The sequence below is a fragment of the Streptomyces misionensis genome, from assembly GCF_900104815.1.
Lineage (GTDB): Bacteria > Actinomycetota > Actinomycetes > Streptomycetales > Streptomycetaceae > Streptomyces > Streptomyces misionensis.
The window spans coordinates 6,631,085-6,645,828 of sequence record NZ_FNTD01000004.1 but is presented as its reverse complement, the minus strand read 5'-3'; the positions used below and the strand labels follow the sequence as shown (position 1 = coordinate 6,645,828).

General features: G+C 72.1%; 13 protein-coding genes. 8 read left to right on the top strand and 5 right to left on the bottom strand.

The features are described from left to right. Positions 1–143: 143 nt before the first annotated feature. Complete coding sequence (locus BLW85_RS31725; RefSeq protein WP_074994431.1) at positions 144–815, bottom strand: MmyB family transcriptional regulator; 672 nt, start codon at positions 813–815, stop codon at positions 144–146. Positions 816–1,072: 257 nt separating this feature from the next. Here BLW85_RS31725 and BLW85_RS31720 point away from each other — a divergent pair, with 257 nt between their 5' ends. Next, entirely contained in the window at positions 1,073–1,729 is a 657-nt protein-coding gene (locus BLW85_RS31720) for a helix-turn-helix domain-containing protein (RefSeq protein ID WP_074994429.1), read from the top strand. A 142-nt stretch (positions 1,730–1,871) separates the two neighbouring features. Next, positions 1,872–2,102, top strand: a complete 231-nt coding sequence (locus BLW85_RS31715; RefSeq protein WP_070029506.1) for a hypothetical protein — start codon at positions 1,872–1,874, stop codon at positions 2,100–2,102. An 89-nt stretch (positions 2,103–2,191) separates the two neighbouring features. Here the strand turns inward: BLW85_RS31715 and BLW85_RS31710 are convergent, their stop codons facing one another. The 3 genes from BLW85_RS31710 to BLW85_RS31700 all read right to left on the bottom strand — a co-directional run bounded on the left by BLW85_RS31710 (position 2,192) and on the right by BLW85_RS31700 (position 5,142). Continuing rightward, positions 2,192–2,872: a 4'-phosphopantetheinyl transferase family protein gene (locus BLW85_RS31710; RefSeq protein ID WP_070029505.1), complete on the bottom strand. Its 681-nt coding sequence runs from the start codon at positions 2,870–2,872 to the stop codon at positions 2,192–2,194. Continuing rightward, complete coding sequence (locus tag BLW85_RS31705) at positions 2,820–3,722, bottom strand: metallophosphoesterase family protein (protein ID WP_070029504.1); 903 nt, start codon at positions 3,720–3,722, stop codon at positions 2,820–2,822. Before BLW85_RS31705 ends, BLW85_RS31710 begins: the two co-directional genes overlap by 53 nt. Before the next feature lie 82 nt (positions 3,723–3,804). Next, positions 3,805–5,142 carry a 6-phospho-beta-glucosidase gene (locus tag BLW85_RS31700; protein WP_074994426.1) on the bottom strand — a complete coding sequence of 446 codons (1,338 nt, stop codon included), beginning with the start codon at positions 5,140–5,142 and terminating at the stop codon, positions 3,805–3,807. A 212-nt stretch (positions 5,143–5,354) separates the two neighbouring features. On the opposite strand from BLW85_RS31700, the gene BLW85_RS31695 reads away from it, so the two are divergent. Both BLW85_RS31695 and BLW85_RS31690 read left to right on the top strand, forming a co-directional pair. Next, positions 5,355–6,197: a hypothetical protein gene (locus BLW85_RS31695; protein WP_070029502.1), complete on the top strand. Its 843-nt coding sequence runs from the start codon at positions 5,355–5,357 to the stop codon at positions 6,195–6,197. Between the two features lie 268 nt (positions 6,198–6,465). Further along, on the top strand, positions 6,466–7,869 hold the full coding sequence (locus tag BLW85_RS31690; protein ID WP_074994424.1) for a glycoside hydrolase family 16 protein: 1,404 nt from the start codon (positions 6,466–6,468) through the stop codon (positions 7,867–7,869). A gap of 87 nt (positions 7,870–7,956) precedes the next feature. On the opposite strand, the gene BLW85_RS31685 is transcribed toward BLW85_RS31690, so the two are convergent. Next, positions 7,957–8,850 carry a helix-turn-helix domain-containing protein gene (locus tag BLW85_RS31685; RefSeq protein ID WP_074996278.1) on the bottom strand — a complete coding sequence of 298 codons (894 nt, stop codon included), beginning with the start codon at positions 8,848–8,850 and terminating at the stop codon, positions 7,957–7,959. Between the two features lie 146 nt (positions 8,851–8,996). Here BLW85_RS31685 and tkt point away from each other — a divergent pair, with 146 nt between their 5' ends. From tkt to opcA, 4 genes are read left to right on the top strand one after another with little or no spacing between them, the layout of a single operon-like run. Continuing rightward, a complete protein-coding gene (gene tkt / locus BLW85_RS31680; RefSeq protein ID WP_070029499.1) occupies positions 8,997–11,072 on the top strand; it encodes a transketolase in 2,076 nt (691 codons plus the stop codon). Positions 11,073–11,091: 19 nt separating this feature from the next. Next, positions 11,092–12,237 (top strand): transaldolase, encoded by a 1,146-nt coding sequence (gene tal, locus BLW85_RS31675; protein ID WP_074994422.1) that lies wholly within the window; start codon positions 11,092–11,094, stop codon positions 12,235–12,237. After that, complete coding sequence (zwf, locus tag BLW85_RS31670; protein WP_070029497.1) at positions 12,234–13,820, top strand: glucose-6-phosphate dehydrogenase; 1,587 nt, start codon at positions 12,234–12,236, stop codon at positions 13,818–13,820. Before tal ends, zwf begins: the two co-directional genes overlap by 4 nt. After that, entirely contained in the window at positions 13,817–14,743 is a 927-nt protein-coding gene (opcA, locus tag BLW85_RS31665) for a glucose-6-phosphate dehydrogenase assembly protein OpcA (protein ID WP_074994419.1), read from the top strand. Before zwf ends, opcA begins: the two co-directional genes overlap by 4 nt. Position 14,744: the final 1 nt, after the last annotated feature.

Here is a 14,744-nt window from a genome sequence, read left to right as displayed (position 1 = left end):
GGTGTGGGGGTCCTCTCGTCCTGACGTCTGCCGTCGCGCAGAGCGAAGGTGCGCGGAGCGAGTGTTCCAAGAGCGGCGAACGTCAGGGAAGGGTGGGGTGACACCGAGGTGAAAGTCCCGCGGCCGTGTGCCGCCGGCAGCCGTCAGCTCCCGGGCGGCGGGACCACCGTCAGATGCGCGGGGGCGGCGCGGGACCTGCGCGGGCGGCGCACCGGGGCGGGGGCCCGGCGGCTGTCCCGCGGTACCAGCGTCAGCCTGCGGAAGCCCAGTTCGCTCAGGGTCTGCGGGGTCTCCTCCACGATGCGGCACTCGGTGGGTCCCCGGCGCGGATCGGGGTGGAGGAGCAGCCGTACGGCCCCGTCGAGCCGGGTCCCGCGCTCGCCGACCGCCCGGATCCAGTGCGGCAGCCCCTGCCGGTAGGCCGCCTCCATGAGCGGGTCCTGGGCGATGTCCCGCCGCACGGCCTGGAGTTCGGGATCGTGGCCGTACGCCTCCATGGCGCCCTTGAGCTGCGCGAGCATCGGCAGGCACCAGCCCGCCTCGTGGTCGCCGAGGACACGCCCGGCGTCCGGGTGGAAGAGCACGAACCGCAGGAAGTTGTCCTCCGGCATGGCGGTGGGATGCGGGCGCATGCCGCCGAAGAGCACGCCGAAGGCGGCGTTGGCCAGCACGACGTCCCAGCGGTGGTCCACCACCAGGGACGGGAACGTGACGGTGTCCAGCAGTGCGCCGTAGTCCTGTAGGTAGGTCTGGGTCTCGGAGGTCTCGGGGACGGGCCGCGGCGCCGGCCGCTTCCCTCCTGCCTGATGTGCCATCGGGAGGTCACCCCTCTTGCCTCTGCGGCCTTCACGCGGCGATGCGATCCTGCTTCCCCACGCGAGGTGATGTCAACTATCGTGGCATTCCACGCCGGTTGACGGCTGAAATTCGCCACAGTTGTGGCGACACCTGGATGTGGGTTCGGGGCACCGGCTAATCTCCGGGAGGTTCACGGCGATCGCCGGACCCGGTACCGAGCATGCGGGATGCACGGACGCACCTGTTGCCCTTGAGAGACGTAGGAGTTCTGTCGGTGACGGATGGCTACGAGGATCCGGGCGCCGCGGCGACCGCCCAGCTGCCGGCCGTCGTCGCCCGCGTCACCGCGCTCGCCGAGCGGCTCGGGGTGGCCCAGGCCGAGGTCTTCGACGTCGCGCGGCTCTCGGTCGCCTGCGGGGTGCCGGAGCCGGTGGTCAAGGCCCTGCTCAGCGGCCGCCCGGCCGGCGAACCCGACGTCCAGGCGCGGTTCCTCCAGCGCCTGGGCCTGCTGCGGCGCACCCGGCTGAAGGCCAACGGCCGCAGATACACCCAGCAGGAGATCGCCGACGGCGCGGGCATGTCCCGGCAGCAGGCCGGCGCCCTGATCAACGGCGACCGGCGGCCCACCATGGAGCACTGCGACGCGTTGCAGCGGTTCTTCCGGGTGCACGCCGGTTTCCTGACCGCGGAGGACCCGGAGGCGCTGGCGGGCGCGTTGCAGCGCACCGAGCAGGAGCTGCTGCAGAAGCTGGCCGACCGGGAACGGGCCGCGGCCGAGGCCGCCGAGGACCCGCTGGAGCGGCTGCTCCAGGACCACGGGGTGCGCGGAATCGCCTGGCGGGCCGCGCAGTTGCCGACCGACCAGCACCGGGACAAGGTCGCGGAATGGCTGGACATGCTGCTGGAGAGCGTAAAGCGGCCCGATTCCTGACGGGCACTCGGGCGGGGCGCGGGGTGCGCTTTCGCCCCATTGTCAGTGGTGGACGGCAAGCTGGTCGGGTGCGCCGTACGACATGCGGCGCGCGGCGCCGCAGGGCGCGTGACCGTGACGCCGATTCGGGGAGAGCCGACCGATGCCCACCGCCGTACTGACCGACCACGAGCGCACCGCCGTCCAGGCCTATCTGCGGCTGCTGCACACGGTGCGCGCCGCCTTCGACGGACCGCCCGAGGGGGCGCCGCCCGCCGTCGTGCCGCCCGGTGTGCTCGCCGAGGCGGAGACGGCCCTCGCGGGGGCCGGTCTCGCGGGCAACGAGGCGGAGTTCTTCCGGCTGCTGAGCGAGTGGTGCCCGCCGACCGCCTGAGGACCGCCCGCCCGGCCGTCGTCGGCACCTGGTACGGCGACGACGGCCGGGGCGCCTCGGGCGTGAGTACGGCGACGGCGGCCGGGCCCTCAGGCGTGGGGCACGACGACCGTGGTGGCCACGAGGTGGTCGCGTACGGTCCAGCGTCCGTCGAACACCTGGAGCCGGCGGTCGCCGACCCGGGGCCCGGGGACCAGGAGTTCGGCGTGCAGGGTGCCGTGCGGTGCGCCGTCGGCGGCCGGGTTCAGGGTGATGTCGGCCTCGGAGAAGTCCAGCCATTGACGGGTGAGCGGGAACCAGGCCTTGTACACCGACTCCTTGGCACTGAACAGGATCCGGTCCCAGTGCACGGCGGGCCGTTGACCGGCGAGCCGCTCCAGGCGGGACATCTCGGAGGGCAGGAAGACGGAGGCTCCCACGCCCTCCGGTAGCGGTCCGTGCGGTTCGGCGTCGATGCCGAGGGAGGCCAGGTCGGTGGCGCGGACCAGCGCGGCGGCGCAGTAGCCGTCGCAGTGGGTCATGCTGCCGACGATGCCGGCCGGCCACTGCGGGGCGCCGCGCTCGCCGCTGACCACGGGCCGCGCCGGGATGCCGAGCTTCTCCATGGCGCGCCGGGCGCAGCCGCGCACGGCGGCGAACTCGCGGCGCCGCTTGGCCACGGCGCGGGCGACGAGCACCGCCTCCTCCGGGTGGAGGGGGGCCTCCCACAGCGGGTCGTCACGGTGCGCCTCCACGGCCACGACCGACTCCGGGAGCAGCTCCTCGATCACCGGTCTCGTCCTCCATCGGCAGGATGCGGCGCGGCTTTCCCGGGGCTGCCGGGCGCTTGCGCCATTCACGGGGGTAGCCCACAGAGACCTCGGTGAAGCGGACTCCGTCGTGCCAGGTGGTGCGGGGGATGTGCAGATGGCCGTAGACCATGGTGGCGACGCGGAAGCGGCGGTGCCAGTCGGCGGTCAGGGTGGTGCCGCACCACATGGCGAACTCGGGGTGCCACAGCACCTCGGTGGGGTGCCGGTCCAGGGGGTAGTGGTTGGCCAGTACGGTCGGCAGGTCGGCCGGCAGCCCGGCGAGTCTCTCCTCGGTCCGTGCGACCCGGTCCCGGCACCACGCCTCCCGGGTCGGGTACGGGTCCGGGTGCAGCAGGTACTCGTCGTTGCAGACGATGCCGGTGGACTCCGCGTAGGCCAGGCCCTCGGCCTTGGTGGTGCAGCCGGCGGGCAGGAAGGAGTAGTCGTAGCCGAGGAACAGCGGGGCGACCACGGCCGGGCCGCCGGCGCCGTGCCACACCGGGTAGGGGTCCTCGGGGGTGACGACGCCGAGTTCCCGGCAGACCTCGACCAGGTGCTCGTAGCGGGCGACGCCGCGCAGGGTCACGGTGTCCTTCGGGTGGGTCCACAGGTCGTGGTTGCCGGGCGCCCACAGCACCTTGCGGAAGCGGCCGGCAAGGGTGGCGAGGGTCCAGCGGATGTCCTCGACGGTCTCGGCGATGTCGCCCGCGACGATCAGCCAGTCCTCCTCGCCGCCCCGCAACTCCTCGACCAGGCGGCGGTTCTCCGGGTAGGAGATGTGCAGATCACTGATGGCCAGCAACTGACCGGGACCGGCCGTCGGCTCCACCCCGTGTCCCCTTCCGATCAGCGAGTCGTCCGCTCCACAAGAACACAATTGCGGGCGGCGTTCAAGGGTCCCCGGTCCGCGCCTACCTGAGGTAGGCGAGGCCCGGATGGGCGGCGATGTAGCCGTCCGCGAGCCGGCGGGCCACGTTCACGGAGTCCACCAGGGGGTGCAGGGCGAATGCCTTGACCGCCGTGGCCCGGGAGGCGGACTCGGCGGCGGCGAGCACCTCCCGTTCCACCGCCTTGACCGCGCAGACCAGGCCCGTCGCATGGGCGGGCAGCGGGGCGGCGGCCAGCGGGTGGGCGCCGCCCGAGTCCACCAGACAGGGCACCTCGACGACGGCGTCGGCGTCGAGGGCGGACAGGGTGCCGTCGTTGCGGACGTTGAGGATCAGGGTGGCGCGTTCGTCGCGGGCGATGGCCCGCATCAGGGCGAGGGCCACCTTCTCGTAGCCGCCGGAGAGGTCCTCCTCCTCGCGCTCGCCCGCGCCCGCGCTCTCGCGGTTCTCGGCCATGTACGTCGCCTCGCGCTCGGCGCGGGTGCGGTCCCACGCCGCCAGCGCGGAGACGTCCGGGCGCCCGGCGGCTTCGTAGAAGCGGGCCTGCTGGTCGCGCAGGAAGGCGCCCCGGGTCCGCTCGGCCTCCTGGTACGCGCGCACGGTCTCACGGTTGAAGTAGTAGTAGTGCAGGTACTCGTTGGGGATCGCGCCGAGCGAACGCAGCCAGTCGGGGCCGAAGAGCCTGCCCTCCTCGAAGGAGCCGAGCAGCGCGGGATCGGCGAGCAGCCGCGGGAGCTGGTCGCGCCCGCCGACGCGCAGCCCGCGCACCCAGCCGAGGTGGTTGAGGCCGACGTAGTCCACGAAGGCCTCGCGCGGGTCGGCGCCGAGGACGCGGGCGATGCGGCGGCCGAGGCCGACCGGCGAGTCGCAGATGCCGATGACGCGCCCGCCCAGGTGCCGGGACATGGCCTCGGTGACCAGACCCGCCGGATTGGTGAAGTTGATGACCCAGGCGTCGGGCGCGAGGCGGGCCACCCGGCGGGCGATGTCGTCGGCGACGGGCACCGTGCGCAGGCCGTAGGCGATGCCGCCCGCGCCGACCGTCTCCTGGCCGAGCACGCCCTCGGCGAGCGCGATCCGCTCGTCGGCCGCGCGCCCCTCCAGGCCGCCGACCCGGATCGCGGAGAAGACGAAGTCGGCGCCGCGCAGCGCCTCGTCGAGGTCGGTGGTGACGGTCACCCGGGGCGCGTCGGGGATGCCGGCGGCCTGTTCCTCCAGTACCCGGGAGACCGCATGCAGCCGGCGGTCGTCCAGGTCGTGCAGGACGACCTCGGTGACCCGCCCCTCGCCCCGGTCGGTCAGCAGCGCACCGTGGACCAGCGGAACGCGGAACCCGCCACCGCCCAGAATCGTCAGCCTCACGTCCTACGCACCTCTTTCGAGTCCGCCACGCCTGTCCCGTCCTGTCCCATGATCCCCGCCGGCGGGCCGTCCGCGCACGCCCCGCCCGGCGACTCCGGCCGCCGCACGGCAAGGACGGCCGGAACCGGAGCGTCGATCACGCCCCCGCAACCCCCGGACACCGATCCGTGGTTGCATGCGAACCCCGACTCCACCGAGGTGACAGGAGCCCGATGAAGCGTCAGATCGCCGCGCTCACCGCACTGGTGGGCGCGCTCGTGTGTGCCGCCCCCAGCGCGTCGGCGTCCGAGCCGGCCCAGTGGGTCGCGGCCGGGACGTCGTACACCGACACCCTGGGCGGCGGCCAGGGACTCGCGAGCCGCGCCGACGGCTCGCTGCTGCACCGCGGGTTGCTGGACATCCCGCTGGACCTGCGGACCAAGGGCTGGAACCACGTGGGCGACCCGGACATCGCGCGCGGCTACGTGTTCGACGCCTACCAGGGTGCCGACACGGCCACCTCGAAGATGTACGCGGTGACCACCCCGGAGGGGAAGCGGTACGACTACGTCCATCCGCTGGATCCGGGCGAGAAGGTGAACAACTCCTTCGCCGCCGTCTCGCCCGACGGGCAGTGGCTGGTGTCCGGCGAGTGGGGCGACCAGGACCGGCTCCAGGTGTTCCCGGCGCCGCTGCTCAACCCGGCGACCCCGCGCACCGGGGGCACGCTGGCACAGGCCGGGCGGATCGGCCTGGACAAGCCGGTGCGGGACATCCAGGGCTGTGACTTCGTGAGCGCCACCCGCCTGGTGTGCGCGTCCGACGACGCCTCGGGGCAGCTGTTCCCGCAGAGCAGACCGCTGCTCCAGGTCGATCTGCCGCACCCCCTGGACGGCAAGCCGGTCACCGGCCGGGTGAGCAGCCTGTTCGCCCTGCCCCAGCGGAGCGTGTGCACGGGCACGTTCGAGGCGGAGGGCGTCGACTACGACCCGGCCGCCGGCACCCTGCGCGCCGAGGTGGTGCAGCCGGGCGTGTGCGCGGTGGCGACGACCGTGTACGCGTACCGGCTCGGGTAGGCGGGTCGGGGTCCCGGTGGCGGCGATCCCGGCCCGGCGCCGCCATCCGCCATCCGCCATCCGCCATCCGCCATCCGCCACCGGGACATCGCACGGCGCCGGGCACGTGGTCCGCCGGACAAGGGCTCACGCCTTCATTTTCTGAACTCGCCCGCACGCAACGGACTTTCCGTGTTTCAAGCCTTGACGGCCGCGGAGCCGGGGAGCACATTTGGCGGCGTCGTGAGAGCGCTCTCAGCTCACCTCATCCCACCCGAGAGGCCTCCCCATGAGTGAACCCTCCGGCACCCGCAGACCCCGCACCCGCCCCCTGCGCCGCGCCCTGGTCGCCGCGCTCGCCACGTTCGGGCTGGCCGCGGCGCTCGCCACCACCGCCGGCGCGCCCGCGGACGCCTCCGCCCCGGCGCCGCCCTCCGGCTGGTCGCAGGTCTTCCTCGACGACTTCGACGGTGCGGCCGGCTCCGGCGTGAACACGGCCAACTGGCAGTACGACACCGGGACCTCGTACCCGGGCGGAGCCGCCAACTGGGGCACCGGCGAGGTCGAGTCGATGACGTCCGGCACGAACAACGTCTCCCTCGACGGCAACGGCGACCTGCTCATCACGCCCCGCCGCGACGCCTCCGGCAACTGGACGTCCGGCCGGATCGAGACCACCCGCACCGACTTCCAGCCCCCGGCCGGCGGCAAGCTGCGCGTGTCGGCACGGATCCAGATGCCGAACGTGACCGGTAACGCGGCGGCCGGGTACTGGCCCGCGTTCTGGATGCTGGGCGCGCCCTTCCGCGGCAACTACTGGAACTGGCCCGGCATCGGCGAGCTGGACATCATGGAGAACGTCCAGGGCCTGAACAAGACCTGGGCCACCATGCACTGCGGCACCGCTTCGGGCGGCCCCTGCAACGAGACCACCGGGCTCGGCAATTCGACCGCGTGCCCGAACAGCACCTGCCAGTCGGGCTTCCACACGTACACCATGGAGTGGGACCGCTCGGTGAGCCCGGAGGCGATCCGCTTCTCCGTCGACGGCACCGTCTACCAGACGGTCACGGCCGCCCAGATGGACGCGACGACCTGGGCCAACGCCACGAACCACGGCTTCTTCGTCATCCTGAACGTGGCGATGGGCGGCGGCTTCCCGGGGGCCTTCGGCGGCGGTCCCACCAGCGCCACGGAGCCCGGTCACCCGATGGTCGTCGACTATGTGCAGGTGCTCCAGTCGTCCGGCGGCGGTGGCTCCACTCCCCCGCCGTCCGGCAACCGGGACGCGTACAGCCCGGTCCAGGCGGAGTCGTACGACGGCCAGTCCGGCGTCTCGACAGAGGCGACCACGGACAGCGGCGGCGGCCAGGACATCGGCAGCCTCGCGAACGGCGACTGGGCGCTGTACAAGGGCGTGAACTTCGGCTCGACGGCGGCCACCCAGTTCTACGCCCGGGTGGCGAGCGGCGCGGGCGCCGGGGTGAGCGGTCTGGTGGAGGTACGGCTGGACAACCGCGCCAACGCGCCGATCGGGAGCTTCGCGGTGGGCGACACCGGCGGCTGGCAGTCCTGGCGGACGATCCCGGCCAACATCGGCTCGGTCACCGGCACGCACGACGTGTACCTCACGTTCACCAGCGGCCAGCCGGCCGACTTCGTGAACGTCAACTGGTTCGACTTCGGCCACTGAGCCGACCGCCGCACGGAACCGGGGCGGGCGCCGGGAGGATCCGGTGCCCGCCCCGGTGCGTCCGGGCAGTTCCCGGCCTTCGGCGCGCTACCGCAGTTCCGCCCGGAAGGCCGCCGGCGTGCGGCCGGTGTGCAGTTGGAAGAACTTGGAGAAGTTGGCCGCGTCCGGGAAGCCGACGGCCGCGCCGACCCTGCCTATCGGCAACTCCGTGTGCGCGAGCAGGCGCTGGGCCTCCAGGACGACGCGCCGGTCGATGAAGCCCTTGGGGGTCTGCCCGGTGGCGGCACGGACGGCGCGCACCAGGGTGCGGCGCGAGTAACCGAGGGCGTCGGCGTAGGCGCTGACGCTGTGGTTGGTGGCGAAGCCCTGTTCGACCGCGTCCCGGAACCGGGTGAAGGTGCTGTCCGACTGCTGCCGGGAGCCGGGCGCCGAGCTGGCGGCGAGATGCGCGAGGCGCAGCAGGAACGCGGTCAGGGAGTGCCGCAGGACGGCCGTGTGCAGGCTGAGCGGGAGCGTCGCGGTGTCCTCGTACTCGCGGCGCAGCTGCTCCAGGGCCGCCCGCAGCGCGCCGAGCTGGGCCGCGTCGGGGTGCAGCAGCGGCGGGAGGTCGTAGCGGTACAGGCCGGTGGCCTCCACGATGGCGCGCGGCAGGAAGCCGGGCTGCATGGTGAGCACGGTTCCGCGGTACACGCACTCCCTGGAGAAGCGGTGGACCTGTCCGGGGCGGATCCACAGCAGGTCGCCTGCGTTCGCCTCGTACTCGGTGAAGTCCACCATGTGGCGTACGGGGCCGTCGGTGAAGAGCAGGACCACATGGAAGTCGATGCGGTGGACGCGGTCGAGCGGGGCGTCGGCGTGCCAGGTGTGACCGGCGCCCATGGGGCCGACCTGCATGCCGACGCCTCCGACGGCCAGCTCGGTCGGGAAGGGGAAGGTCCGGATGCCGTCGGCGCCGCTCGCTTCGGGCGTTCTGTCAGCCATGTCCTTTTCGCGCCGTCCCTGCTGTTCGATCACTGTCCCAGATTCACCACAGGGTGACACACCCCGCCCTTCCGCCGAAAAAGTCAGACTTTTAAGTTTGAACACATCCGGTCAGCCCTTCCGTACTGAATGAGGACTTCTTGAAGATGAGCACGCAGACTTCCGGCGGCTTCGAGTGGACCGACCTCGACCGGCGCGCCGTGGACACGGCCCGTCTGCTGGCGGCCGACGCGGTGCAGAAGGTCGGCAACGGTCACCCCGGCACCGCGATGAGCTTGGCGCCTGCCGCGTACACGATCTTTCAGAAGGTGATGCGACACGACCCGGCGGACCCGGAGTGGACCGGCCGTGACCGGTTCGTCCTCTCCCCCGGTCACACCTCGCTGACCCTCTACACCCAGCTCTTCCTGTCCGGTTACGAGCTGGAACTGGACGACCTCAAGGCGTTCCGCACGAAGGGCTCCCGCACCCCGGGCCACCCCGAGTACGGGCACACGGCCGGTGTGGAGACCACCACCGGTCCGCTCGGCCAGGGTGTGGCCAACGCGGTGGGCATGGCGATGGCCGCCCGCTACGAGCGCGGCCTGTTCGACCCGGAGGCGCCCGCGGGCACCTCCCCCTTCGACCACACCATCTGGGCGATCGTCTCCGACGGCGACCTGGAGGAGGGCGTCTCCTCCGAGGCCTCCTCGCTCGCCGGCCACCAGAAGCTCGGCAACCTGGTCTTCCTCTACGACGACAACCACATCTCCATCGAGGGCGACACCGAGACCGCCTTCTCCGAGGACGTGCTGAAGCGGTACGAGGCCTACGGCTGGCACACCCAGCGCATCGAGCCCACCGCCGACGGCGACGTGGACGTGCCCGCCCTGTACGCGGCGCTGAAGGCCGCGCAGGAGGAGACCGAGCGGCCCTCGATCATCGCGATGCGCACGATCATCGCCTGGCCGGCCCCGAACGCGCGCAACACCGAGGCCTCCCACGGCTCGGCGCTCGGCGAGGAGGAGATCGCGGCCACCAAGCGGCTCCTCGGCTTCGACCCCGAGCAGACCTTCCAGGTCGACGACGAGGTCCTGAAGCACACCCGGCGGGCCCTGGACCGGGGCGCCGAGGCGCACGCCGCCTGGGACAAGCGGATCGCCGAGTGGCGTACCGCCCGGCCGGAGCAGGCCGAGCTGTTCGACCGGATCAGCCGGGGCGAGCTGCCCGAGGGCTGGGAGGACGCCCTGCCGGTCTTCGAGGAGGGCAAGTCGGTCGCCACCCGTGCCGCCTCCGGCAAGGTCCTCCAGGCGCTCGGCCCGGTGCTGCCGGAGCTGTGGGGCGGCTCCGCCGACCTCGCCGGCTCCAACAACACCACGATCGACAAGACCAGCTCCTTCCTGCCGGCGGGCAACCCGCTGCCGGGCGCCGACCCGTACGGCCGAACCGTGCACTTCGGCATCCGCGAGTTCTCCATGGCCGCGGAGATGAACGGCATCGCCCTGCACGGCAACACCCGGATCTACGGCGGCACCTTCCTGGTCTTCTCCGACTACATGCGCAACGCCGTGCGGATGTCGGCCCTGATGCAGCTGCCGGTGACGTACGTGTGGACGCACGACTCCATCGGCCTCGGCGAGGACGGCCCGACCCACCAGCCGGTCGAGCACCTGGCCTCGCTGCGCGCGATCCCCGGTCTGAACGTCGTCCGCCCGGCGGACGCCAACGAGACCGCGATCGCCTGGGCCGAGATCCTGAAGAGGCACGCCACCAGCCCCGCCCCGCACGGGCTCGCGCTCACCCGCCAGGGCGTGCCGGTGTACGCGCCGAACGAGGACGCGGCCAAGGGCGGCTATGTGCTGCGCGAGTCCTCGACGGAGGTCCCGGAGGTGATCATCATCGCGACGGGCTCCGAGGTGCAGCTCGCCGTGGCCGCGCGGGAGCGGCTGGAGGCCGAGGGGATCGGCACCCGGGTGGTCTCGATGCCGTCCGTGGAGTGGTTCGAGGAGCAGCCGCGCGCCTACCGCGAGCGGGTGCTGCCGCCGGCCGTGAAGGCCCGGGTCGCGGTCGAGGCCGGGATCGGACTGACCTGGTACCGGTATGTCGGCGACGCGGGGCGGATCGTCTCGCTGGAGCACTTCGGCGCCTCCGCCGACGCCAAGACGCTGTTCGCCGAGTTCGGCTTCACCCCTGAGAACGTCGCCGCGGCGGCCCGCGAGTCGCTCGCCGCCGCGCGCGCCTGACACCGACGCACACAGAAAGATGAGAATCGTGACCGAAGCAATCGCGACCCCGGGAGCCCTCAAGCGCCTTGCCGACGAGGGTGTGTCCATCTGGCTGGACGACCTGTCCCGCAAGCGGATCACCTCGGGCAGCCTCGCCGCGCTGGTGGCGAGCGGCAGCGCCGTCGGTGTCACCACCAACCCGTCGATCTTCCAGGCGGCCATCGGCTCCGGCGAGGGCTACGAGGAGCAGCTCACGGACCTGGCGGTGCGCGGGGTGACCGTCGACGAGGCGGTGCGGATGATGACGACCGCCGACGTGCGGGACGCCGCCGACATACTGGACTCCGTGTACCGGGCGACGGACGGCCGTGACGGCCGGGTCTCCATCGAGGTCGACCCCCGCCTCGCCCACGACACCGCGGCGACCGTCGCCGAGGCCAAGCAGCTGGCCTGGCTGGTCAACCGCCCCAACGTGATGATCAAGATCCCGGCGACCAGGGCGGGCCTGCCCGCGATCACCGAGGTCGTCGGGCTCGGTATCAGCGTCAACGTCACGCTGATCTTCTCGCTGGAGCGCTACCGCGAGGTCATGGCCGCCTACCTGGCCGGCCTGGAGAAGGCCCGTGAGCGCGGCATCGACCTGTCGACGATCCACTCGGTGGCCTCGTTCTTCGTCTCCCGCGTGGACTCCGAGATCGACAAGCGGCTGACCGCCCTCGGCACCGAGGAGGCCCTCGGCCTCAAGGGCCGCGCGGCCCTCGCCAACGCCCGGCTGGCCTACGAGGCGTACGAGGAGGTCTTCTCCTCGGACCGCTGGCTGGCGCTGTCCGGTGACAGGGCGAACAAGCAGCGCCCGCTGTGGGCGTCCACCGGTGTGAAGGATCCCGCGTACAAGGACACCCTGTATGTGGACGAACTCGTCGCGCCGGGCACGGTCAACACCATGCCGGAGGCCACCTTGAACGCCGTCGCCGACCACGGCGAGATCACCGGCGACACGGTGACCGGCGGCTACGCGCAGGCCCGCGCCGACCTCGACGCGGTCGAGCGGCTCGGCATCTCCTACGACGAGGTCGTCCAGCAGCTGGAGGACGAGGGCGTCGCCAAGTTCGAGACGGCCTGGCAGGACCTGCTGGACGCGGTGGCGAAGTCCTTGCAGAACAAGGGAGTTGACGCGCGATGACCGACAAGCAGAGCGCCGCCGCGGCGCCCGAGGAGGTGCGGGTGCCCGTCGCCCCGGCCGCCGACTGGGTGAACCCGCTGCGGGACACCCGGGACCGCCGCCTCCCGCGCATCGCGGGCCCGTCGGGCCTGGTCATCTTCGGGGTGACCGGCGACCTGTCCCGCAAGAAGCTGATGCCGGCCGTGTACGACCTGGCCAACCGCGGCCTGCTGCCGCCGGGCTTCTCCCTGGTGGGCTTCGCCCGCCGGGACTGGGAGGACCAGGACTTCGCACAGGTCGTGCACGACGCGGTGCGCGAGCACTCGCGCACCCCGTTCCGCGAGGAGGTGTGGCAGCAGCTCGCCGAGGGCATGCGGTTCATCCCCGGCGACTTCGACGACGACACCGCCTTCAAGCAGCTCAAGGACGCCGTGGAGGAGCTGGACGCCTCCCGCGGCACCGGCGGCAACTTCGCGTTCTACCTCTCGGTGCCGCCGAAGTTCTTCCCGAAGGTCGTCCAGCAGCTGAAGAAGCACGGCCTGGCCAGCCCGCCCGAGGGCTCCTGGCGGCGCGCGGTCATCGAGAAGCCGTTCGGCCACGACCTGGCCAGCGCCCGCGAGCTGAACGCGCTCGTGCACGACGTGTTCGAGCCGGACCAGGTGTTCCGGATCGACCACTACCTCGGCAAGGAGACCGTCCAGAACATCCTGGCGCTGCGCTTCGCCAACCAGATGTACGAACCGATCTGGAACCGCAGTTACGTCGACCACGTGCAGATCACGATGGCCGAGGACATCGGCATCGGCGGCCGGGCCGGCTACTACGACGGCATCGGCGCCGCCCGGGACGTGATCCAGAACCACCTGCTCCAGCTGATGGCGCTCACCGCCATGGAGGAGCCCATCGCGTTCGACGCGGAGGCGCTGCTCACCGAGAAGCTGAAGGTGCTCAAGTCGGTGCGGCTCCCGGAGGACCTGGGCAAGCACACCGTGCGGGCGCAGTACGCGGCCGGCTGGCAGGGCGGCGAGAAGGTCGTCGGCTATCTGGAGGAGGAGGGCATCGACCCCAAGTCGAAGACCGACACCTTCGCCGCGATCAAGCTCGGCATCGACAACCGCCGCTGGGCGGGCGTCCCCTTCTACCTGCGCACCGGCAAGCGCCTGGGCCGCCGGGTGACGGAGATCGCCGTCGTCTTCCAGCGGGCCCCGCACTCCCCATTCGACACCACGGCGACCGAGGAGCTGGGCCAGAACGCGATCGTGATCCGCGTCCAGCCGGACGAGGGCATGACGGTCCGCTTCGGCTCCAAGGTGCCCGGCACCTCGATGGAGATCCGGGACGTGTCGATGGACTTCGCCTACGGCGAGTCGTTCACCGAGTCCAGCCCCGAGGCCTACGAGCGGCTCATCCTGGACGTGCTCCTGGGCGACGCCAACCTGTTCCCGCGCCACCAGGAAGTGGAAGAGTCCTGGAAGATCCTCGACCCGATCGAGGAGTACTGGGCGGCGCACGGCCGTCCGGCACAGTACGCGTCGGGCAGCTGGGGACCGAGGGAAGCCGACGAGATGCTCGCACGAGACGGACGGAGCTGGCGCAGGCCATGAAGATCGACCTGACCGACACCACGGCAAGCAAGATCAACAAGGCGCTGGTGCAGGGCCGCCGCGCCATCGGCACCCCGGCCGTGGGCATGGTCCTGACGATGGTCATCGTCACGGACGAGGAGAACGCCTACGACTCGATGCGGGCGGCCGAGGAGGCCTCGCACGAGCACCCCTCGCGCACCCTGGTCGTGATCAAGCGGCACGCCCGCACCCTGCGCGACCGCACCCACTCACGGCTGGACGCCGAGGTCCGGGTCGGCTCGGAGGCCGGCACCGGCGAGACGGTGGTGCTGCGCACCTACGGCGACGTGTCCGACCACGCCGACTCGGTGGTGCTGCCGCTGCTGCTGCCGGACGCCCCGGTGGTCGTGTGGTGGCCGGTGGACGCCCCCGACACGCCGTCCAAGGACCCGCTCGGCGCGCTCGCCCAGCGCCGGATCACCGATCTGTACGCGGTGGACCGGCCGATGGAGGTCCTGGAGACCCGGGCCCGCAACTACGCGCCCGGCGACACCGACCTCGCCTGGACCCGCCTCACGCTGTGGCGGTCGATGCTGGCCGCCGCCCTGGACCAGGCCCGGGTGCAGGTGACGTCGGCGGCCGTGGAGGCCGAGGCGGACAACCCGAGCGCCGAGCTGCTGGCCCGCTGGCTGGAGGCGCGGCTGGGGGTGTCCGTGGACCGCGTGGTCACCGAGGGTCCCGTGGTCACCGCCGTACGGCTGGGCACCCGCGAGGGCGAGATCGTCCTGGACCGCCCCGAGGGCCCGCTGGCGACGCTCACCCTGCCGGGTCAGCCGCCGCGCACCCTCGCGCTGAAGGTCCGCTCCACCTCCGAACTCATCGCCGAGGAGCTGCGCCGCCTCGACGCCGACGAGATGTACGCCATCGCCCTCACGGGCGAGGCCGCCAAGGAGAACGCCTGAG

Coding starts and splice junctions, on each gene's coding strand:
- BLW85_RS31695 (WP_070029502.1), top strand. CDS start 5,355: ATGAAGCGTCAGATCGCCGCGCTCACCGCACTGGTGGGCGCGCTCGTG.
- BLW85_RS31715 (WP_070029506.1), top strand. CDS start 1,872: ATGCCCACCGCCGTACTGACCGACCACGAGCGCACCGCCGTCCAGGCC.
- BLW85_RS31685 (WP_074996278.1), bottom strand. CDS start 8,850: ATGGCTGACAGAACGCCCGAAGCGAGCGGCGCCGACGGCATCCGGACC.
- zwf (WP_070029497.1), top strand. CDS start 12,234: ATGACCGACAAGCAGAGCGCCGCCGCGGCGCCCGAGGAGGTGCGGGTG.
- BLW85_RS31725 (WP_074994431.1), bottom strand. CDS start 815: ATGGCACATCAGGCAGGAGGGAAGCGGCCGGCGCCGCGGCCCGTCCCC.
- opcA (WP_074994419.1), top strand. CDS start 13,817: ATGAAGATCGACCTGACCGACACCACGGCAAGCAAGATCAACAAGGCG.
- tkt (WP_070029499.1), top strand. CDS start 8,997: ATGAGCACGCAGACTTCCGGCGGCTTCGAGTGGACCGACCTCGACCGG.
- BLW85_RS31690 (WP_074994424.1), top strand. CDS start 6,466: ATGAGTGAACCCTCCGGCACCCGCAGACCCCGCACCCGCCCCCTGCGC.
- tal (WP_074994422.1), top strand. CDS start 11,092: ATGAGAATCGTGACCGAAGCAATCGCGACCCCGGGAGCCCTCAAGCGC.